Raw genomic sequence first — 20383 nt, 5'->3', positions numbered from 1 at the left:
AAGTTACTTGTATTCTGTCATGTGATCCATGCGCTCCTGCTTGGTCTTGAGATAGAACGCATCGACCGGATTGGCAGCGATCTGAATCGGGACACGCTCTACAATTTCCAGACCGTAGCCGGACAGACCGTGGATCTTGGTCGGGTTGTTGGTCATCAGACGCAGCTTCTGTACGCCGAGGGCAACCAGCATCTGTGCACCCATGCCGTATTCGCGCATATCCGCCGGGAAACCGAGCTTGATGTTCGCGTCTACGGTGTCGTAGCCCTGCTCCTGAAGCTCATAGGCACGCAGCTTGTTAATCAGGCCGATGCCGCGTCCTTCCTGACGCAGATACAGCAGCAGGCCGCGGCCTTCTTTGTTGATGGCCTTGAGTGCTGCGGCCAGCTGTTCGCCGCAGTCACAGCGCGCCGAACCGAAGGTATCACCGGTCAGGCACTCAGAGTGTACACGGCAGAGCACCGGCTCACCATTTGCGATATCACCCATGGTCAGGGCGACATGGTGCTCACCGGACAGCTTATTGACAAAGCCGTGAATCTTAAAATGTCCGTATTTGGTCGGCATATCGGCGCAGGCAACTTCCTCAACCAGAGATTCTTCCTTGTCGCGCATGCGATAGGCGATCAGGTCAGCGATGGAAATCATGACCAGGTCGTGCTTTTTCGCAAACTGGATGAGTTCAGTGGTGCGCATCATGGTGCCGTCTTCGCGCATAATCTCACAGCACAGGCCAACCGGTGCCAGACCTGCCAGACGGCACAGATCAACCGTTGCTTCGGTGTGGCCTGAACGGATCAGGACACCGCCTTCCCGCGCGCGCAGCGGGAACATATGTCCCGGACGGCGGAAGTCGGTCGGCTTTGCCTCCGGATTGACGGTCATCATTGCGGTCAGCGAGCGCTCCACGGCGGAGATACCGGTGGTTGTCTTGACATGGTCGATGGAAACCGTAAATGCGGTTTCATGGTTGTCTGTATTTTTCTCGACCATCTGCGGCAGGCCGAGCTTGTCGCAGTAATCGCCGCTCATCGGCATGCAGATCAGGCCCTTGGCATGCGTTGCCATGAAATTGACATTTTCCGTGGTTGCGAACTGTGCGGCGCAGACAATATCGCCTTCGTTTTCACGGTCGGGGTCATCGATGACCAGAATATTCTTTCCGGCACGGAGCGCATCCAGTGCCTGTTCAATGGTTGCAAAATCAGCCATGTGTGTGTCCTCCTCTGTTATAGAAACCCGTTTCCGGCGAGAAAATCCACCGTGATGCCGCCGGACGGCGCTTCCTCCGCCGCCGGTGCGGGCTGCATGAGCTTTTCAATATATTTGCCGACAATGTCACATTCCAGATTGACGACATAGCCGGGCTTGCGGGTGAGCAGTGTGGTTTCCTGTCCCGTATGCGGGATGATAGAGACCTTGAAACAGGTGTTGTCGACATAAGCAACCGTCAGGCTGATGCCGTCAATGGTAATCGAACCCTTTTCAACGATATAGCGCAGGATATTCGGTGCGGCAGCGACGGTAACCCAGACCGCATTGCCCTCCGGCGACAGATCGGTAATTGTGCCGGTGCCGTCGACATGTCCGGCGACGATGTGCCCGCCGAAGCGCCCATCCGCTGCCATGGCGCGCTCCAGATTGACGCGCGATTTGGGACGCAGTGCGCCGAGATTGGTGCGGCGCATGGTCTCCGGCATGACATCACCTTCAAAGCCGTCGGCAGTCAGCCGCACGACAGTCAGGCATACACCGTTGACTGCGATGGAATCGCCCAGCTGGGTGCCGCCGAGCACGGTTTTGGCACGCACGCCGAGCACAGTGCTGGTTGCCGACTGGCGCAGGCCGGTGATTTCACCGACTTCTTCGACAATTCCGGTAAACATACGTTCAGTCCTTTCGGATACGGCCTTCGATGAGGATGTCGTCATCCAGCCGTGTAATGGTGAGATCGTCCAGCGTCAGCGCATCTGCCATGCGCGCAATGCCGGGACCTTCAACCGGACCGCGCGCTGTGGCGCCTCCGATCAGTTTGGGCGCAATATACGCCTGCACGCGGTCGACCAGACCGAGGCGCAGCGCTTCGCCGTTGAGAGTGCCGCCGCCCTCAAGGAGCACGCTGTCCACCTGCTCCTGTCCGAGATAATCCATTGCCGCCGCCAGATCGACGTGTGTGCCGCTTTCATCCGGCAGGGGGATGACTTTTACGCCTGCATCCTCCAGCGCTGTCTTGCGGCGCACATCGGCGTTTGCACAGAAGACCCACGTGGGGATGTCCTTTGCCGTGCGCACCAGCTGGCTGTCCAGAGGGATGCGCAGTGTACTGTCACAGACAAGGCGGATCGGATCGACGCCGGGTTCGATGCGGCAGTTGAGCATCGGGTCATCCGCGAGCACGGTACCGATGCCGACCATGATCGAGCTGAGCCATTTGCGCGTCTGCTGTACCTGTGCGCGAGCTGTTTCACCGGTGATCCATTTGGAATCGCCGGTATAGGCGGCAATGTGCCCATCCAATGTCATTGCATATTTCATGACGACATACGGCTTTTTTGTTGTAATATAGTGGAAAAACACCTCATTGATGGCGTGGCATTCGTCCTCCAGCACGCCGGAGTCACATTCGATGCCGGCACCGCGCAGAATCTCCAGGCCCTTGCCCGCGACCAGTGGATTCGGGTCGAGACAGCCGACGACAACGCGCGCGATTTTATGCTCCAGAATCGCATCGGTGCACGGCGGGGTGCGTCCCCAGTGGCAGCACGGCTCCAGCGTCACATAGATAGTCGCTCCGGTACAGTCCTCCGTACAGTGTTTGAAGGCATTGCGTTCGGCATGCAGGCCGCCGATGTGCTCGTGCCAGCCCTCGCCGATGATGCGGCCATCCTTGACAATGACGGCGCCGACCATCGGATTGGGGGAGACATGTCCCATGCCGCGTTGCGCCAGCTCCAGTGCGCGGCGCATGCAGCGAATATCGGTTGTTGTAATTTCTGCCATTTGTATCAGCTCCAAAGCAGCAAAAAAGCCCCGTTTGTGCAGGCAAACAGGGCGCGGAAATAAAAATGCCTGCTTCACAATCCATGCGAAACAGGGCGACGAAAACAGGAGACATGAACCATGTCTCAAATAGTTTCTTCTTCCATCCAGACTGTAACTGTCGGCTCCGGAATCAAACCGGATCAGCCGCGGGGAAAGCTCCCAGCGGGTCGCGGGCTGTACCGCCGGTAGGGGGTTGCACCCTGCCCTGAAGAACTACATCTTTTGTTGACGAAAACAGTATACTACGGCGCGCGGGAAATTGCAAGAGTTTCGTCAAATGTTACAAAAAAATATGCGCACCGGGCGCGCGGTTTGACACCGTGTGGAAAATGTGGAAAAATATCACGGAATATACTATGAGTTCCGTGTTGTCACACCGAATCCGGCAACGGAGAGGGGGTGCGTACATATGGAATGCGTGAGGCCGTTTGTTCCGTAATCAGCATAACACAAACGGTACACAGGCTGTGTGAACATACAAGCACGCTTTGGCGGAGCAGCGCTAGAAATTCCGCTCTGCACCACGCACACGCAGCAGCAGCTTGCGCGAAAAATCCACCGGAATGACAGTCAGCGCGAGCAGTGCCGCCGCACCCAATTCATACAGCGAAAGCGGTGTCGTGCGGAACAGAGCGCCGCCAAAATAAATCAGTGCGAGCTGCACGACCGTAACCGCGCCCATGATGAGCACAAACAGCGGATTTTTGCCGATGTGTGCAAACAGGTTGAGCCGATGTGTGCGCGCGTTAAACGCATGGAAAATGCCGCAGAAAATAAACAGCGCAAAAAATGCGGTCAGGAAACGCAGTGGATCATAACCATAGCGGAAAAACTGCCGCACCGGCTGTGACCACAGGAACAGCGTGCACAGCGCAATCGTGTAAGCACCGGTCGTGACGATTTGTCCGTTCATATAGTGGTTGAGCACCGGCTCGTCGCGCCGCTTGGGCGGCTCACGCATGTACTCCACGAGCGGCGGTTCACCGGAAAATGCCAGTCCCGCGAGGGTATCCATGATGAGATTGATCCACAACATCTGCATGACAGTCACCGGTGTGTCAATACCGATGAGCGGCCCGATGATGGATACACCAACGGCACACACATTCATGGTCAGCTGGAATACAAGGAACTTGCGGATGCTTTTGAAAATGGTGCGTCCATACAGCACGGCGCGCGCAATCGATGCGAGATTGTCGTCGGTAATGACGATATCACCCGCTTCGCGGGCGACTGCCGTGCCGCTGCCCATCGCAAAGCCGACATCCGCCAGCTTGAGCGCGGGCGCGTCATTGACGCCGTCGCCGGTCATACCGGCGACCATGCCGGCGCGTTGGGCTGCCTGTACGAGCCGGACTTTATCTGCCGGCATGGCCCGCGCGATCACGGCGAGCTGCGGCAGACGCTGCGTCAGTTCGGCATCACTCCATGCGGCAAGCTGTGCGCTGTCGATGACAAGGTCGGTGTCAGACGCCAGCAGCCCACACCGCCGGGCAACGGCCTTCGCCGTATCCGGATGGTCACCGGTCAGCATGACGGTGCGGATGCCTGCTGTGTGCAGCTGGCAGACGGCTTCCGGCGTTTCCGGCCGCACCGGGTCGCGCAGGACAATGAGTGCGGTCAGCGTCAGACCGGACGGAATGTGGTCGGCGGTCACTGTGCGGTCTGTTGCCGCCATGGCAATGACACGCCCACCTTCTGCGGCCTGTTCGCGCAGGATGCGCAGTGGAATGTCGCGCGACAGGCTGTGTACCCTGCCATCCGGGGAGAGGTACTGCGCGCAGCGGGGCAGCAAAATCTCCGGCGCACCGCGCACCAGTGTCAGCGCCCGCGCAGGCAGGCGGACAGCCGCATATTTGCGGCGGGAATCAAACGGGACTTTATCTCCGACCTGTTCCGGCGGCTCGACAGCTGCCATTGACAGCACTGCGCGCAGCAGGGCGCGGTCAGTTGTGTTGCCGCCGGAGACCGTACCTGCGGAAAGCGCCGCGCCGGTGTTGCAGCGGCAATCGGCAAAAATTCGGCTGTACAACGCGGGTGCACCTGCGCGCACAGCGGGAATGCCGTCAAATCGTGTCCCATCCCCTGCAAACACCATGTCAGCTGTCATGCGGCCACAGGTCAGTGTGCCGGTTTTGTCCGTGAACAGGATGTTCATACTGCCTGCGGTTTCAATACCGGTCAGACGGCGCACGAGCACATGGTCGCGCAGCATACGAACCATATTGGACGACAGCACGACGGTAATCATCATCGGCAGACCTTCCGGCACGGCGACAACCAGCACAGTGACCGCCAGCGTGACCGCATGCAAAATGTGCTGGAAAATTGCCGCCGGGCCCTGCATCAGTCCGCCCTGCACGAACAGAGACAGCGAGAGGTCGGATGCCGCGACGAGAATGGCGGCACCCATGCCGAGTCTGCTGATGGTGCTCGCAAGTGCCTCCAGCCGCACATGCAGTGGGCTTTCACGCGTGTCTTCCTGCATCTGCCGCGCCATGCTGCCATACATCGTCTTGCTGCCGACAGCGGTGACCTCCATCATGCCCTCACCGGACACGACGACACTGCCGCGAAACAACAATCCGGTCTGATCGGCTGCGGAATTTTCCGCCTGCGGACGCTTGCGGATTTCATGGCTCTCGCCGGTCAGTGCCGACTGGTCGACCTCGAGACTGCCTTCGCGCAGAAAACCATCTGCCGGGATGCGCTCACCTGCCTGCAATAACACCAGATCACCGCACACGATATCATCGGCCGGTATGGTGTACAGCTGTCCGCCGTCGCGGCGTACACGACAGGTGACAGCGGCGGCTTCCGCCTGCATGCGCCGAAAGGCCGCATCACTGCCGTATTCCGACAGCGCGGAGACAAAGGTCGCCAGAAAGACCGCAATGGCAATGCCTGCTGTTTCAAACCACGGCGCGCCGCGCAGCATAAAAATCACATTGATGGCAAGTGCGATCAGCAGAATACGAATAATCGGATCGGCAAACCCTTCCAGAAAACGCGACAGCAGGCTGCTGCCCGCCTGTTTTTCCAGACTGTTTGCGCCGTGCTGCTGCCGCGACAGGCGAACCTCGCCTGCACTCAGCCCGCCGCTTCCGGTCATAGACATCCCTCCCTTTGTCCCTACCATATGCGGACAACAGTCGGGAAAGACGCCGAAATAGGAAAAGAATGCAGGTGTGGAAAAAATGTCCGGACAGTCAGGTTCTGCATTCCTTTTCCGTTTTTGAAATCATTATAAAAAGCAGAATCATAAAAAAAGCAAGATATACGGGCATGAGTTTCAGGCTGATATGAGTTGCAATCAGGCCAAAAAGCGGAGGCATACATGTTGAGCCGACATAGGCGCTTGCCATCTGAATACCGATAATACCTTGAGAATTTTCCGCTCCGAAGTTGTTTGGAGTGGAATGGATAATGCACGGATAGACAGGCGCACAGCCAAGCCCGATGATTACAAAGCCTGCTACAGATATGATATTGACTGGAATTGCAATCAGCAGCACACCGAATAGTGCGATCCCGACTCCGAGACGGATCATGGTATGATCCCCCAGCTTATCCGAAAGAAAGCCGGACAGGAATCTTCCTGCCGTAATACCGATAAAGAACAGAGCGCCGAATGCTGCGGCTTCGTCTTTGGCAGCGCCTCTTACGCCTTCGAGATAACTGCTTGCCCAAAGCATGGTTGTCGCTTCCGCTGCACAGTATGACATAAATCCGATCAGAAGATAAGGCACGCCTTTGATCTGCAATGCACCTGTTATCCCAAGCAGTTTGCCATTGTTTTCTCCGGAGGTCGATGGCTTATTGATTTTCCATAACGGCAGCGTCATCAACAGCACGGCGGCAATACCGAACTGGAGATACGAAACGATTCGATATCCATTGGTCCATACACTGTGCGTCAGTGCATAACTCATAATATATGGACTGATGATCGTTCCTACGCCCCAGAAACAATGAAGCCAATTCATATGTCTGGAATTATAATGCAGCGCAACATAGTTGTTCAATGCAGCGTCAATGGCGCCCGCACCTAATCCATAGGGGATTGCCCACAAACACATCTGATAAAATGCTGTTGATGTAGAAAAACCAAATAAGGCAATCGCGGTAAGAAAAACACTGATTACAGTGACCGCTTTGGTTTCGATTTTTTTTGTAAGCCGTTCCGACATCAGACTGGATAGAATGGTGCCTCCTGAAATAATCATGGATATCAAGCCCATGTACGATAATGGCACTTCAAAGGCAGTTCGTATCGTAGGCCAGGCTGCGCCCAGCAGAGAATCAGGAAGTCCAAGGCTTATAAAAGCGAGATAGATAACAGCCAATAAGAATAAATACATGTTGCCGCTCCAGTCAATCCGAAATTTTCATGTGTTTTTTATAGAATATAAGAATATCAAAAACAGAGGAGAAAATCTACTGCTTTAAAAGAAGAAACACCCGAAAAATCAGTAGATCTTTCGGGTGCCTTAGTCATTTGAGCGCGCGATTGGATTGCGCGAACCGGGTTATCCTCGGATTTCCAGATATTCGTCGTAAGTGCACTGCTTGTCCCAGACGCCGGTTTCATTGATTTCAATGATGCGGTTGGCAATGGTCTGGGTAAATTCATGGTCGTGCGATGCAAACAGGACATTGCCCTTAAAGTCAATCAGACCGTTGTTGACTGCGGTAATGGATTCCAGATCGAGGTGGTTGGTCGGCTGGTCGACAACGAGGACATTTGAGCCGAACAGCATCATGCGCGCGAGCATGCAGCGCACCTTTTCGCCGCCGGACAGGACGTTGACCGGCTTGTATACATCATTGCCGGAGAACAGCATCTTGCCGAGGAACGAACGCAGTGTGGTTTCCAGCGTATCGGTCTGGGAATATGGTGCGAGCCAGTCGAGCATGCTCTCCGTATGGTCGTTGAAGAAAGCGGAATTGTCCTTCGGGAAATACGACTGGCTGGTGGATACGCCCCACTTGAACGAGCCTTCATCCGGCTCCAGTTCGCCCATGAGAATCTGGAACAGCGTGGTAGCTGCCTGTTCGGTCTTGCCAACGAAAGCGATTTTGTCGCCGCGTGCGACGCGGAATGACACGTTATTCAGAATTTTCTCGCCGTCGATGGTCTTGGAAATGCCCTTGACCTCAAGAATATCCTTGCCCGGCTCACGATCCATTGTGAAACCGACGAACGGATAGCGGCGGGAGGAAGCAGGCAGCTCGTCAACCGTCAGCTTGTCAATCAGCTTTTTGCGGCTGGTTGCCTGCTTGGACTTGGATTTGTTCGCAGAGAACCGGCGGATAAATTCCTGTAATTCCCTGATCTTTTCGTCCGCCTTTTTCTTCTGGTCGTTCAGCGTGCGCTGGACGAGCTGAGAAGACTCATACCAGAATTCATAGTTGCCGACATACAGCTTGACCTTGCCGTAATCGATGTCGACAATATGCGTGCAGACATTGTTGAGGAAATGACGGTCATGCGATACAACGATGACCGTGCCTTCATAATCTGCAAGGAAATCCTCCAGCCAGCTGATGGAATGAATGTCCAGATGGTTGGTCGGCTCATCGAGCAGCAGGATATCTGGATGGCCGAACAGCGCCTGTGCCAGCAGGATCTTGACCTTTTCCGCGTCGGTGCGGTAACGCATGCCGCTGTACAGGATGTCATCCGCCTTCAGGCCGAGACCCTGAAGCAGGCGGCCTGCTTCGGTATCGGAATTCCAGCCGTCCAGCTCGGCAAATTCTGCTTCCAGCTCAGCGGCACGATTGCCGTCTTCTTCCGTAAACGGGTCTTTGGCATACAGTGCGTCCTTTTCCTGCATGATCTCATACAGGCGCGGATTGCCCTGAATGATCGTGTCCAGAACAGTGAATTCATCAAAGGCAAAGTGATCCTGACGCAGAACAGACATGCGCAGGTTCGGGTTCATTTCAACGGTACCGGTGGACGGCTCAAGGTCACCGGACAGCATGCGCAGGAACGTCGATTTGCCTGCGCCGTTTGCACCGATGACACCATAGCAGTTGCCTTCGGTGAATTTCAGATTGACGTCGGAAAACAGGTTTTCGCCGTCGAAATTGATACTCAGATGGTTGACAGTAAGCATGAATCCTCCAGAAAATAAATGCGCGGGGTGGATAAGTGCGGATTAGGCGCTATCTGAAAACCAAGAAAATGACGAATATTTCGCAAAGGCGAGACTGGTTCAGGGCAAAAGCACGCTGGAATCCGTTCGGATTTCAAGTGTTTTTAACAAAGAAACAGTCCGTATTTGTAGAAATAGTCAAAATTTTCGACTTTTCAGATAGGCTCTAGAAAATCAAATCGATGACAATGCCTGCGGCAACGGCAGCGAGATAGGTGCAGCCGATGATTTTCAGGGCATCGCGGCGGCGCGGCGATTCGCGCACCAGCAGGACAAAGCCAAAGCCTGCGCCTGCGGACAGGCCTGCAATGGCAGCGCCAAAGCTGATCGTACCCGACAGGAACAGCTGCGTCAGCAGGACGGACACGGCACAGCCGGGGAACAGACCGATCAACGCGCACAGCGCGGGCTGAAGAATGGTACCGCCGAGCAGCAGGGAGGACACGGTATCCTCACCGATGAGATAGATAATCGTGTTCAAAATCAGCATGGTGGCAAGCAGGAATACCGTCGTGCTCACGGTGCGCGAGACAGCTGCACCAAAGATGGTCTGTCCGTTGCAGCAGGAGCAGCCCATATTGACCTCATCCATATCGACCTCATCATCCGGCAGCTCGTCCGGATTCCATTTTTTGCGGAACAGTGTAAAATAAAACAGATAGCCTGCGAGGATAGCGACAATCAGCTTGACGCTGATGAGCTCCAGCACGGTTTTCCAGTTCCCGCCGCCTGCGAGCAGCACCGGGATTGCCTCATCCGAGGTGGACAGGTAAACGGCAATCAGTGTCGCGGGGGGCAGGAAGCCGCGGCAGTACAGCGCCGAGCAGCCGACGGAAAAACCGCACTGCGGGATTGCGCCGACCAGCGCACCGATAATCGGTCCGGCGGGCTCCGTACTCGTGACGATACGTGTCACGGTGTCCATGCGCGTTTCCATCCAGCCAATGGCGAGATAGACGACAAATAAAATCGGTATGGTTTTGACCATATCCAGAATACAATCGAGCCATACTTCCAGCACAACAGGTCACTCCTTTCCTGTATGGATCCGACGTGCGGCAGCAGCCGCACGGATTGATTGTTAGTTGACAGTAAAAATCAGTATACCATAACCAAAAATAAAAAAACAGATGCAGGATACATAAGAAATCGCAAGTTTTCCGGCGGTTCTTTCATCTTTGCTGCAATGGGTGGTAATCTATGGCAGAACAGGGGCGGAAAAGAGGGTGAGAGGCGCGGCGGACAGACCGTCCCCACAGTTTGTGCAAGACACAAAAAGAGAGCCGCCGGAACCTGTCCGGCGGCTGCCTGCTGTGAAAAAATTACTGGTTGGCTGCCTGGCGCTGGCGCTCCATCAGCTCGCCAAACGCAAGCACGGTTTCCACTGCACCGTCAATGCCGATCGAGCTGGTGGAAACACACAGATCATAGCTGGATGCATCGCTCCAGCGCTTGCCCGTATAGTAGTTGAAATAGCTGGCACGCTTTTTGTCGCGCTTGAGGATGGCATCCTCAATGCGGCGTTCCTCCATGCCGAGGTCATTGACCGCGTGATGAATGCGGAAATCGATATCTGCCGTGCAGAACACACGGACGACATCCTTGCGCTCGCGCAGGACATAGCTGCCGCAGCGTCCGACCACAACGCACGGGCCTTTATCCGCTGCTTCGCGGATAATTTTTGCCTCTTCCATAAACAGCTTATCGCTCATGTTGAGGTCGGATGAATGGGTCAGCGAACCGGCAGCGGTATAGCTGCCCATGACGAGGGAATACAGGAAGCTGTTGGTCGGCTTCTCGTCGAAGCCTTCAAAAATCTTCCGGCTGACGCCTGCGTTTTTCGCCGCCATGTCGACGATCTGGGAGTCATAAAATGGAATGTTCAACAGCTGTGCGAGCTTTTCTCCGACGATGTGTCCGCCGGAGCCGAATTCACGTTCAATCGTGTAAATGGTAGAAGTTGTCATGGGAGTATCAGCCCTTTCTCCATTTCCGCCGGAACAAACCAGCCGGCGGAAGTTTTCTCTGTAACATTATAATATCGTATTATAACACATTTTTTTGGCTGTGAAAAGAACGGAAAACCGCACAGAACGTGCGGGAACGGTTTTGGATGTATTCGCGTGCATTCGTTCGACAGAAAAAACCACCAAATTATTGAACAAATGCATGGATAAAAAGTATCACGTTTCACGAAATGGGCGGAAAAACACACCGGTTCCCCGTTTTTTTATGCCGGAAATATTGAACAAAACAGGGCGTTGTGGTATAATGAAACCCGTCATAAAGCGTATATTATAGTTGCAGAAATTTACATATTTTCTGCTGCGAGACAAGGAGTGTCATGATGAAGCAGACATTTGATGAAGCCGCATGGTATACCATCGCGGCAAAAGTCGGAGGAAAGGTGATCGAGGTTGAGAACGCCTCCGCCGACAACGGCGCGCTTGTTTGCCTGGCAGATGCTACCGGCGCAGACCAGCAGCTGTGGTCGATCCGCCATATCGACGGCAAGTATTACAAGATCATCAACAAGAATTCCGGCAAGGCGCTCGACATCATCAGCATGGGTGTTGTCAACGGCGCAAACCTGCATCAGTGGGAGTTCGTTGACGGCGACAGCCAGATGTGGTTCTTCGAGGAGAAGGAAGACGGCGCGGTTGCAATCAAGTCCGCACTGTCCGCCAAGTGCATTGATGTTGTCGGCATGAATGCAGAGATCGCCGGCGCACGCCTGCAAATCTGGGTTGACGTCAACGGCGAGAACCAGAGCTGGATTCTGACGGCTGTCGAAGCACCGAAGGCAGAGGAACCGGCAGCTCCGGCCTCTGAGGAAGCGCCGAAGGCGGAAGAGGCTGCTCCGGCTGCTGAGGAGGCGCCGAAGGCAGAGGAAGCTGCTCCGGCAAAGAAGACCACCCGCAAGAGAACCACTTCCACCACGAAGAAGACCACGACCACCCGCAAGAAGGCAACGTCTGCTGCAAAGAAGACGACCACCAGAAAGACCGCTGCCAAGAAGACAGCTGCCGCTGCGGACGGCGCGGAAAAGCCGAAGCGCACCCGCAAGACCAAGGCACAGCGCGAGGCTGAGGTTGCTGCAAAGGCGGCAGAAGAGACCAAGTAAGCTTGGGTATCTGACAGATTCCCCGATGCACCCTGCGGGGCGTGCCGGGGAATTTTTTTGTCAGAAAGCTTGTAACCGCACTGTCATTGTATTGCACCATGCGCTATGGTACAATACTATCATCAGGGAAAGGAGTGCTGTAAGATGATTTACAATGCATCTGCACGAAAACAGTATAAAGCACAGGCGCGGGAGGATATCCGTGCGCGGTTCTGGCCCACCATGCTGACCGTCGTGCTCGAAGTGGTTCCTGTTGTGCTCATTTCGATGATTTATGAAGTCGGAACACAGGCGATAAACGGGGACATCAATTCGGCAAATATGGGGCTGTATTTCAACTGCATGCTGATTTATCTGCTTGCAACGGTATTGATTGCGGTACCGCTCGAGTTCGGCGCAAAGCATTATTTCGTCGCGCAGGCGCGCGGGCAGGAGGCATCGCCGATGCTGGTGGTGTCCTGCTTCATGAGCGGTAAAAAATATCTGACTTCTATCAAACTGGCACTGGGCATTCTGCTGTATTCACTCGGCTGGGTCGTACTGCTGAGTGTTGCCATTGTTCTGATTGCTCTGTTTGCATTGATCGGTTCCGCACCGTTGGTCATGATCGGAGTTGTACTGCTTATCCCGCTCTCGATGCTCATCACGGTCAAGGTACGCCGCTATGACGGCGCGTATATCTGCATGATTGATACGCCGGATGCGAGCGTGATGCAGGCCATCCGTTCGTGCGCACCGATTTTCAAAAACCACAACTGGGAGCTGATGGTGTTTGACCTCAGTTTTATTCTGTGGCTGCTGTTCGGCGCCGTTACCTGCGGCATCGGCATGATCTATGTGGATGCGTACACTGAAATTGCCTTTGTGCACTATTTCGATGCGCTGTGCGGCAGAACAGCACAGCCGAATCCGCCGGATCTTTCACAGCTGACCGAATGAAAATAAAAGGAAAGGGCAGTCTGAACAAAATCGTTCAGACTGCCCGTTTTATTATGCCCAGAGAATCAACAGTCCAAGGGAGAGTACAAAGCTCACGGCCATACTCATCGAGCTGAGTGCGGCAATCATCGAGTGCCGGCATCCGCAGGCGAGACCATAGGCGACCGAAAGTGTCGTGACCGGTGCGACCAGGCACAGACACAGGGTTTGGCGTGTAATGAGGTCGAACGGCGTCAGCAGGTATACTGCCGCTGCCGCCAGCAGGCAGAGCACATAGCGGATGCTGAGAATGCGGGACACCTCGCGGATATCCTCACGCGGCAGATGCCATTCAAAAATCAGGCCGAGTGTGAACATGGCCAGGAAGGTATTGCCCTGTCCGAACAGCGCGCACATGTCGAAAAATGCATCTGGCAGGCGGATGCCGGGCAGATAGAGCACAAGCATGATGAAGTATGCCAGAAATGGCGGCGAATGGAACAGCTTGCGCAGGATATCGCGCAGGGATAAATGACCGTCACCGCCGGTCAGGGAAGCTGCGGCGGAATAGGTAATGCCTGCGCCCATCGGATTGTTGCCCGCATCGAACATGCACAGGCACAGCGTCGCGGAAGCGGGCAGAAAGCCCTGTACAAACGGCAGCGCAAAATTGCCGATATTGTATGACGGGACATTGAGCACATACAGGGCACGCGTGTCGCCGTCACGGCGGGCGGACAGCAGCCAGCCCGCAGCGAGCAGAAGCAGATTAAAGCCGAAGCCGATGAGAAGTGCAAATAACAGCGATGTGTCAAAGGAAAATGTGCGGAAGCCGGAGATCAGTGCCATCGGCATGGTGATATTGATGATAATTTTCATCAGAATCTGGCTGTCTTCCTGCTGCAACAGATGACTGGCCTTTGCAAAATAGCCGAGCGCAATCATCAGCACGAACGCCAGAACCTTAAACAACACGGTTGACATGGGGAGCGTCCCTCCCTAGGAGAAAAAGTATATTTTTTATTGATTTGATAGACGGAAATCTTCTTATAAGCCCGCGCAAGTGTTTATAAAACCTCGCGAAAATGGCTTAAAATCAAGGTTTTCTGCATATCGTCATTTATCTTGCCATATCTCCGTATAAGATGATTTTGTAAGACCGGGCACCATTTTGGCACCACAAATTATAGGAGGACGACATGAAAAACGTACTTTTAGACAAGGGTATTATACTCCCGTCCGGCGAAATCAGCAAGGATAAGGTAAACCTTGTAACCGGAGCAATCACGCAGCCATTCGCAGAAATGGTATGGGTAACGACAGGCGGCGACATGGAAACCGTAAACCGCTTGACCGACGTACTTGTTACCATGAACACCCCCGCCGACCGGGGGAAGCTGTTCAAAATCATAAAAATGCTCTATGGGCTTATGGGCTTGCCCTTTTCCGAGGAAGCCGAGCCTATGGACGCAGACCCCGCCGTTTTGGAATACTTCATTTTTTCCTTTACGGCAGACTTTGGCGAAGTCATACAAGACCTCATAGCCGAAGAAGCAGAATAACGCACCGCACAGGCGGCGTTTCTCACTTCCCACAAGGAAGAACAGGAACGCCGCTTTTTTCATGCCCTTTGTTACGCAGTAGGCATGGAAAAGCCCTTGATTTACGCGGCTTTGCGGACGCGGTTTTCAGCGGATAAGGGATTGATACCTAAACCCTCAAAATCGCGTTTCTATTGCGTAACAGGTATGCAGCAAAGGAGTGATGAAGCTATGGCAGTTTTCAGAGTGGAGCGCAACAAGGGCTATACGGTTATGAGCAACCACCACTTACGCAATAAGGAGCTATCCCTAAAGGCAAAAGGGCTGTTATCGCAAATGCTGTCCTTGCCAGAGGATTGGGACTACACCCTTGCGGGGCTGTCCTTTATCAACCGGGAGAAAATCGACGCTATCCGGGAAGCCGTTAAGGAACTGGAACGCGCCGGGTATATCGTGCGTTCAAGGGAACGCGACGAGAAAGGACGCTTGCGCGGCGCAGATTATGTGATTTTTGAGCAGCCGCAGACCCCGCCTGTATCGGATTTACCTACATTGGAAAATCCAACATTGGATAATCCAACGTTGGAAAAACCTACGCAGGAAAAACCTACGTTGGAAAATCCAACGCAATTAAATAAAGATATACAAAAGACTAACTTACCCAAAAAAGAAAAATCAAATATAGATTTATCAAGTACCGATTCCATTCCTATCCATTCCCTAAATCCCTTGCCTTACGACGGGGAAGCGGCAGAGCCGCCGGAACGGAAACGAAAGGAAGCGACAGACGCATACAGCGTTTATGAGGAAATCATCAAGGACAATATCGAGTACGACCATTTTGTACGCTACGGGCAGGTAGACAAAGACCGTCTGGACGAAATTGTTTCGATTATCCTTGAAACGGTATGCAGCAAGAGAAAGACAATCCGTATCGCCGGGGACGATTACCCGGCAGAGCTTGTCAAGGCAAAGTTTATGAAGCTCAACAGCAGCCACATTGAATTTGTCTTTGACTGCATGAAAGAGAATACCACCAAAATCCGCAACATCAAACAGTACCTTAAAGCGGTGCTGTTCAATGCGCCGAATACCATTGACAGCTACTATACCGCTCTTGTCGCTCACGACATGGCGACAGGCAAAATCTAAAGGAGGATTACCACATGGCACAGAAAACAGGAGCTTTGATTTTTGACGAACAGACCGACCGCTACGACATTCGCTTTGACATTGCCGACTATTACGGCGGCTTGCATTGCGGAGAGTGTTTCGACGTATTCACAGGCGGCAAATGGAAGCCGACCCGCATTGAAATGAGCGCGGCGCAGGAATGGTACCTTGTGGGTATCCGCGCCGAGGATTTGAACGGCTTGCGCGTCCGTATCTAAAGCCTATGGGCGGCTACCGCAGCGGCGTACCACCCTAACACTATCAGACTACCGCGAAAGGAGGACGGTAAATGCAAGATGAAATCAACGAAAAGACCATAGCCCTTTACATCAAGACCGGGAAGCTGACCGCGCAGACACTTCAAAAGGCTATGAAAACGCTGCTTGCACAGATGAAGAAGCAGAAAGACAAAACGCCGCAGGGCAAGCAGACCTTAAAGCAGCTTATGAAGCAGAACGCGGGCGTTTCCAACATTGAGATTACCGAGGGCAATATCAAAGCCTTTGAGAGTACGGCGAAAAAGTACGGTATCGACTTTGCGCTGAAAAAGGACACGACGGAAAACCCGCCCCGCTACCTTGTGTTTTTCAAAGGCCGCGACGCTGACGTGCTGACCGCAGCCTTTAAGGAGTTTTCCGCAAAGAAGCTGACACAGGAGAAAAAGCCCTCTATCCGCAAGCTGCTTTCCTCTCTGAAAGAAAAGGCGGCGGGCTTGAACGCGCAGCGGGACAAGGTAAAGAACAAGGACAGGGAGGTATCGCTATGAAGCAGGAAGTCAAAAAGCTGCTTATCCTCAACCTGCCCTATCTGCTCTTTGTCTATCTGTTTGACAAGATAGGCGCAGCAATACGCCTTACCCCCGGCGCAGACGCAAGCGAAAAGCTCTTGCAGCTTGGGACGGGCTTTGCCGCCGCCTTTTCCAGTATCGCGCCGAGCCTGCACCCCGCCGATCTGCTTATCGGCATTGCGGGGGCGGTCATTATCCGGCTTGCCGTTTACATGAAAGGCAAGAACGCGAAGAAGTACCGAAAAGGCATGGAATACGGTTCTGCACGTTGGGGCGGCGCGGAGGATATAAAGCCGTATATCGACCCTGTATTTGAAAATAATGTGCTGCTGACGCAGACCGAAAGGCTGATGATGAGCAGCCGCCCGAAGCAGCCGAAGTATGCAAGAAACAAAAACATTCTTGTTATCGGCGGTTCCGGCAGCGGCAAGACCCGCTTTTTCGTAAAGCCCAACCTTATGCAAATGCACAGTTCTTATGTTGTTACCGACCCGAAAGGCACCGTCTTAATCGAGTGCGGGAAGCTCTTACAGCGGGGCGGGTACAAAATCAAAGTGCTGAATACGATTAACTTCAAAAAATCCATGAAATACAATCCCTTTGCCTATCTGCGGAGCGAAAAGGATATTTTGAAGTTAGTCAATACCATTATCGCCAACACCAAAGGCGACGGGGAGAAATCCGGCGAGGATTTTTGGGTAAAAGCTGAAAAGCTCTACTATACCGCGCTTATCGGCTATATCTGGTACGAAGCCCCCGACGAGGAAAAGAACTTTACGACGCTGCTTGAAATGATAAATGCGTCGGAAGCCCGCGAGGACGACGAGGACTTTAAGAACCCGGTAGACCTCATGTTTGAACGTCTGGAAGAAAAAGACCCGGAACATTTTGCGGTCAAGCAGTACAAGAAGTACAAACTTGCGGCAGGTGTTGTATGCTCTAAAAGACTTCTTAATCAAGCGGTTGGGAAGTCTCTTAGAACACACAACCTAAAACCGAAGAAAGGAGCGCAAGTTATGAGAAAAAACGAGAAAATCACAGCTCTGTACGAACGATTGAGCCGTGATGACTTTGGCAAAGATGATGACCAGCAGCGTGAGAGCAATTCCATTTCCAATCAAAAAGCTATGTTGGAGGAGTTCGCCGCACGACAGGGCTTTACAAACATTGTCCATTTCACGGACGATGGCATTAGCGGCACTTGCTTTGACCGTCCCGGATTTTTGGCAATGATGAAAGAGGTTGAAGCCGGGAATGTGGAGTACCTGTGTATCAAGGACATGAGCCGCATGGGTCGTGACTATCTGAAAGTCGGTCAGATTATGGAAATCCTGCGTCAGCGTGGCGTTCGCCTTATCGCCATCAATGACGGCGTGGACAGTGCCAGAGGGGACGATGATTTTACCCCTTTCCGCAACATCATGAACGAGTATTACGCCAGAGACACCAGCCGTAAAATCCGTTCCACTTTTCAATCCAAAGGCAAGTCCGGCAAGCACCTCACAGGCACGGTCATTTACGGCTATCTCTGGAACGAAGCCAGGGACCAATGGTTGGTTGACCCCGAAGCCGCTGATGTGGTCAAGCGCATCTTTGCCATGACGATTGACGGCTACGGTCCGTATCAGATCGCCAGCAAACTGAAATCGGAAAAGGTGCTTATTCCGTCTGCTTACCTTGCCCAACACGGCGAGGGCGTGAACAAAAACAAGACTTTCAAAGATGTGTACGGCTGGGGTTCTTCCACCATCTGCAACATTCTTGAAAAGCGTGAGTATCTGGGACACACCATCAACTTCAAGACTCGAAAGCACTTCAAGGACAAGAAAAGCCATTATGTCCCGGAGGACGAATGGACGATTTTCGAGAATACCCATGAAGCTATCATTGACCAGCAGACCTTTGACCTTGTGCAGAAAATCCGTGGGAATGTCAGACGCTACCCGGACGGCTGGGGCGAAGCAGCTCCCCTCACAGGCTTGCTTTATTGTGCCGATTGCGGCGGCAAGATGTATGTCCACCGTACCAACAACGGCAAGCGTATTTCTCAATATACCTGTTCCCAATACAGCAAAGTCCCAGTTGGAAAGCTCTGCACGACACAGCACCGTATCAATGAAGATGTGGTACTGTCCCTTGTTTCCGAAATGCTCAAAGCTATTGCCGAGTATGCCAAGCATGACCGAGCTGAGTTTGTCCGTGTGGTGCAGGAAGCGCAGTCCAGCCAGCAGACGGCAGAGGTCAGAAAACAGCGCACACGCCTTGCCACAGCAAAGCAGAGAGTTTCCGAGCTGGAAGTCCTGCTCTGCAAAATCTATGAGGACAACATTTTAGGCAAGCTGTCCGACAGCAGATACGCCACTCTGGACGCTCAATACGAAAAGGAACAGTCCGAGCTTACCGCCGAAATCTCTGCTCTGGAAAAGGCTGTCAAGAGCTATGAGAAGCACGAAAAGGACGCTGATCGTTTTATCGCTCTGATTGACAAGTATGAGAACTTCGACAAGTTGACCATTGCCATGCTCAACGAGTTTATCGAGAAAATCCTTGTGCATGAGCGTGACCGTAAAGGCAGTATACAGACCACACAGGAGGTCGAGATTTACTTCAATTTTGTTGGGCGATTCGTTCCCCCGGCGTTTGGAGAAGTGGAGCTGACCCCGGAAGAATTAGAGGAAATCCGCAAGCGTGAGGAACGCAAGGACAGGCTTCATCAGAACTACTTGAAGCGGAAAGCCAGCGGAGCGCAGAAGCGATACGAGGACAAAATCAAGGGGAGAAAAAAGGCAGAAATCGAAGCCAAGAAAGCCGCCATTCGTGCGGAGGACATTGCAAAGGGAGTGTTCGTCCCTGTCAGCAGTTTACCGCAGAGAGAGCCGATGAAAGGAGTACAAACAGCATGAATATCACTTATACACAGAACGGCGATTATCTTATCCCGAACATCGTTATCCGCAAGACCAAGCCCCTCGGACACTACGGCAGACTTCGCAAGGCGTATCTGGAAATGCACCGTCCGATACTGTTCAATGAGCTGGTACTATCCGACAAGCTCTTTGAGCATTGCGCCGAGATTGACGAAGCGGCACGAAACCGCATGGAGCTGATCGTGCGGTCACTGGCAGAGCAAAACGGCGTGACCGAGCAACTGAAAGCTGAAAACCAAATGGAATGGGTGCGGCAGATGAACGCTTGCAAGGCGCAGGCAGAGGAAGTTGTGAAAGCAGAGTTGATTTATAATTGAGCGAGGAAGTCCGGGCAGAAAACTGTTCGGACTTTTCTCATATAGTCCAAAGTTGCGGTAGAATTGTTCACAAGTTTTATGGTATAATTTGAATACGAAAATTAAGCAACAAATCGGAATTTTACGGTCAGTAAGGAATGCGTAAAGTTATATGATTGTATTATAAGCGATTTGTTAAATTTTTATAACCACTTGTATTTGCCTGCGATTTATGGTATAATATTTTAAAATTTAGAAAGAGGTGGGAAGATGATTAACTTTTCTTGCAAATAAAATCAAAATATGCGGTAGTGCTATACTTTGGCATTATTGTGTCTATTGCAAGAAAGTTATATGTCTATCTTACTCAATATAGTGCTGTTGCCACTTTTGCTTAGTGGTGTTATTTTATGC

At 52.9% G+C, this 20383-nt stretch carries 17 protein-coding genes, 1 pseudogene and 1 riboswitch; of the genes and pseudogenes, 9 read left to right on the top strand and 9 right to left on the bottom strand.

The window, feature by feature from the left end; genetic code table 11:
• Positions 1-3 precede the first annotated feature (3 nt).
• The 8 genes from ACLM7Z_RS03510 to ACLM7Z_RS03475 all read right to left on the bottom strand — a co-directional run bounded on the left by ACLM7Z_RS03510 (position 4) and on the right by ACLM7Z_RS03475 (position 11170).
• Positions 4-1212, bottom strand: coding sequence for a bifunctional 3,4-dihydroxy-2-butanone-4-phosphate synthase/GTP cyclohydrolase II (locus ACLM7Z_RS03510; RefSeq protein WP_087016803.1), 1209 nt, complete (start codon positions 1210-1212; stop codon positions 4-6).
• Between the two features lie 17 nt (positions 1213-1229).
• On the bottom strand, positions 1230-1886 hold the full coding sequence (locus ACLM7Z_RS03505) for a riboflavin synthase (protein WP_087016801.1): 657 nt from the start codon (positions 1884-1886) through the stop codon (positions 1230-1232).
• Positions 1887-1890: 4 nt separating this feature from the next.
• Positions 1891-3000, bottom strand: coding sequence for a bifunctional diaminohydroxyphosphoribosylaminopyrimidine deaminase/5-amino-6-(5-phosphoribosylamino)uracil reductase RibD (gene ribD / locus ACLM7Z_RS03500; protein ID WP_242969748.1), 1110 nt, complete (start codon positions 2998-3000; stop codon positions 1891-1893).
• Between the two features lie 130 nt (positions 3001-3130).
• Positions 3131-3259, bottom strand: a riboswitch (FMN riboswitch).
• 285 nt (positions 3260-3544) lie between these two features.
• Complete coding sequence (locus ACLM7Z_RS03495) at positions 3545-6154, bottom strand: calcium-translocating P-type ATPase, PMCA-type (RefSeq protein ID WP_435645593.1); 2610 nt, start codon at positions 6152-6154, stop codon at positions 3545-3547.
• A gap of 97 nt (positions 6155-6251) precedes the next feature.
• Positions 6252-7403: an MFS transporter gene (locus ACLM7Z_RS03490; RefSeq protein ID WP_087016797.1), complete on the bottom strand. Its 1152-nt coding sequence runs from the start codon at positions 7401-7403 to the stop codon at positions 6252-6254.
• 168 nt (positions 7404-7571) lie between these two features.
• Positions 7572-9164: an ABC-F family ATP-binding cassette domain-containing protein gene (locus ACLM7Z_RS03485; protein WP_087016795.1), complete on the bottom strand. Its 1593-nt coding sequence runs from the start codon at positions 9162-9164 to the stop codon at positions 7572-7574.
• A gap of 205 nt (positions 9165-9369) precedes the next feature.
• Positions 9370-10224, bottom strand: coding sequence for a putative manganese transporter (locus tag ACLM7Z_RS03480; RefSeq protein ID WP_273349044.1), 855 nt, complete (start codon positions 10222-10224; stop codon positions 9370-9372).
• A gap of 301 nt (positions 10225-10525) precedes the next feature.
• Positions 10526-11170 carry an AAA family ATPase gene (locus ACLM7Z_RS03475; protein ID WP_087016791.1) on the bottom strand — a complete coding sequence of 215 codons (645 nt, stop codon included), beginning with the start codon at positions 11168-11170 and terminating at the stop codon, positions 10526-10528.
• 380 nt (positions 11171-11550) lie between these two features.
• On the opposite strand from ACLM7Z_RS03475, the gene ACLM7Z_RS03470 reads away from it, so the two are divergent.
• Positions 11551-12327: an RICIN domain-containing protein gene (locus ACLM7Z_RS03470; RefSeq protein WP_435645592.1), complete on the top strand. Its 777-nt coding sequence runs from the start codon at positions 11551-11553 to the stop codon at positions 12325-12327.
• 144 nt (positions 12328-12471) lie between these two features.
• A complete protein-coding gene (locus tag ACLM7Z_RS03465) occupies positions 12472-13266 on the top strand; it encodes a DUF975 family protein (protein WP_435645591.1) in 795 nt (264 codons plus the stop codon).
• A 51-nt stretch (positions 13267-13317) separates the two neighbouring features.
• On the opposite strand, the gene ACLM7Z_RS03460 is transcribed toward ACLM7Z_RS03465, so the two are convergent.
• Positions 13318-14229: an AEC family transporter gene (locus ACLM7Z_RS03460; protein WP_435645590.1), complete on the bottom strand. Its 912-nt coding sequence runs from the start codon at positions 14227-14229 to the stop codon at positions 13318-13320.
• A gap of 215 nt (positions 14230-14444) precedes the next feature.
• On the opposite strand from ACLM7Z_RS03460, the gene ACLM7Z_RS03455 reads away from it, so the two are divergent.
• The 7 genes and pseudogenes from ACLM7Z_RS03455 (at position 14445) to ACLM7Z_RS03425 (ending at position 19990) form a co-directional block, all read left to right on the top strand.
• Complete coding sequence (locus ACLM7Z_RS03455) at positions 14445-14807, top strand: hypothetical protein (RefSeq protein ID WP_002584990.1); 363 nt, start codon at positions 14445-14447, stop codon at positions 14805-14807.
• Between the two features lie 210 nt (positions 14808-15017).
• Entirely contained in the window at positions 15018-15938 is a 921-nt protein-coding gene (locus ACLM7Z_RS03450) for a DUF6017 domain-containing protein (RefSeq protein ID WP_173719132.1), read from the top strand.
• A gap of 14 nt (positions 15939-15952) precedes the next feature.
• The gene (locus ACLM7Z_RS03445) at positions 15953-16177 is read left to right on the top strand and encodes a DUF5348 domain-containing protein (RefSeq protein WP_002584988.1); all 225 of its coding nucleotides are present in this window, start codon (positions 15953-15955) and stop codon (positions 16175-16177) included.
• Positions 16178-16248: 71 nt separating this feature from the next.
• Positions 16249-16725, top strand: a complete 477-nt coding sequence (locus ACLM7Z_RS03440) for a PcfB family protein (protein WP_058351589.1) — start codon at positions 16249-16251, stop codon at positions 16723-16725.
• A pseudogene (locus ACLM7Z_RS03435) lies at positions 16722-17702 on the top strand (type IV secretory system conjugative DNA transfer family protein); the annotation flags it as partial. The gene ACLM7Z_RS03440 and the pseudogene ACLM7Z_RS03435, both read left to right, overlap by 4 nt.
• A 60-nt stretch (positions 17703-17762) precedes the next feature.
• On the top strand, positions 17763-19649 hold the full coding sequence (locus tag ACLM7Z_RS03430) for a recombinase family protein (protein WP_340043075.1): 1887 nt from the start codon (positions 17763-17765) through the stop codon (positions 19647-19649).
• The gene (locus ACLM7Z_RS03425; protein WP_118481866.1) at positions 19646-19990 is read left to right on the top strand and encodes a TnpV protein; all 345 of its coding nucleotides are present in this window, start codon (positions 19646-19648) and stop codon (positions 19988-19990) included. Before ACLM7Z_RS03430 ends, ACLM7Z_RS03425 begins: the two co-directional genes overlap by 4 nt.
• Positions 19991-20383: the final 393 nt, after the last annotated feature.

It is taken from the genome of Butyricicoccus porcorum (assembly GCF_051246315.1).
GTDB lineage: Bacteria > Bacillota > Clostridia > Oscillospirales > Butyricicoccaceae > Butyricicoccus_A > Butyricicoccus_A porcorum.
Note: the sequence above shows the minus strand (reverse complement) of the source record. Positions and strands in the feature narration are given on the sequence as shown.

Excerpts from the sequence above, each read along its gene's own strand:
- ACLM7Z_RS03510 (WP_087016803.1), bottom strand. The coding sequence starts at position 1,212 with ATGGCTGATTTTGCAACCATTGAACAGGCACTGGATGCGCTCCGTGCC.
- ACLM7Z_RS03505 (WP_087016801.1), bottom strand. The coding sequence starts at position 1,886 with ATGTTTACCGGAATTGTCGAAGAAGTCGGTGAAATCACCGGCCTGCGC.
- ribD (WP_242969748.1), bottom strand. The coding sequence starts at position 3,000 with ATGGCAGAAATTACAACAACCGATATTCGCTGCATGCGCCGCGCACTG.
- ACLM7Z_RS03495 (WP_435645593.1), bottom strand. The coding sequence starts at position 6,154 with ATGACCGGAAGCGGCGGGCTGAGTGCAGGCGAGGTTCGCCTGTCGCGG.
- ACLM7Z_RS03490 (WP_087016797.1), bottom strand. The coding sequence starts at position 7,403 with ATGTATTTATTCTTATTGGCTGTTATCTATCTCGCTTTTATAAGCCTT.
- ACLM7Z_RS03485 (WP_087016795.1), bottom strand. The coding sequence starts at position 9,164 with ATGCTTACTGTCAACCATCTGAGTATCAATTTCGACGGCGAAAACCTG.
- ACLM7Z_RS03475 (WP_087016791.1), bottom strand. The coding sequence starts at position 11,170 with ATGACAACTTCTACCATTTACACGATTGAACGTGAATTCGGCTCCGGC.
- ACLM7Z_RS03470 (WP_435645592.1), top strand. The coding sequence starts at position 11,551 with ATGAAGCAGACATTTGATGAAGCCGCATGGTATACCATCGCGGCAAAA.
- ACLM7Z_RS03465 (WP_435645591.1), top strand. The coding sequence starts at position 12,472 with ATGATTTACAATGCATCTGCACGAAAACAGTATAAAGCACAGGCGCGG.
- ACLM7Z_RS03460 (WP_435645590.1), bottom strand. The coding sequence starts at position 14,229 with ATGTCAACCGTGTTGTTTAAGGTTCTGGCGTTCGTGCTGATGATTGCG.
- ACLM7Z_RS03455 (WP_002584990.1), top strand. The coding sequence starts at position 14,445 with ATGAAAAACGTACTTTTAGACAAGGGTATTATACTCCCGTCCGGCGAA.
- ACLM7Z_RS03450 (WP_173719132.1), top strand. The coding sequence starts at position 15,018 with ATGGCAGTTTTCAGAGTGGAGCGCAACAAGGGCTATACGGTTATGAGC.
- ACLM7Z_RS03445 (WP_002584988.1), top strand. The coding sequence starts at position 15,953 with ATGGCACAGAAAACAGGAGCTTTGATTTTTGACGAACAGACCGACCGC.
- ACLM7Z_RS03440 (WP_058351589.1), top strand. The coding sequence starts at position 16,249 with ATGCAAGATGAAATCAACGAAAAGACCATAGCCCTTTACATCAAGACC.
- ACLM7Z_RS03430 (WP_340043075.1), top strand. The coding sequence starts at position 17,763 with ATGAGAAAAAACGAGAAAATCACAGCTCTGTACGAACGATTGAGCCGT.
- ACLM7Z_RS03425 (WP_118481866.1), top strand. The coding sequence starts at position 19,646 with ATGAATATCACTTATACACAGAACGGCGATTATCTTATCCCGAACATC.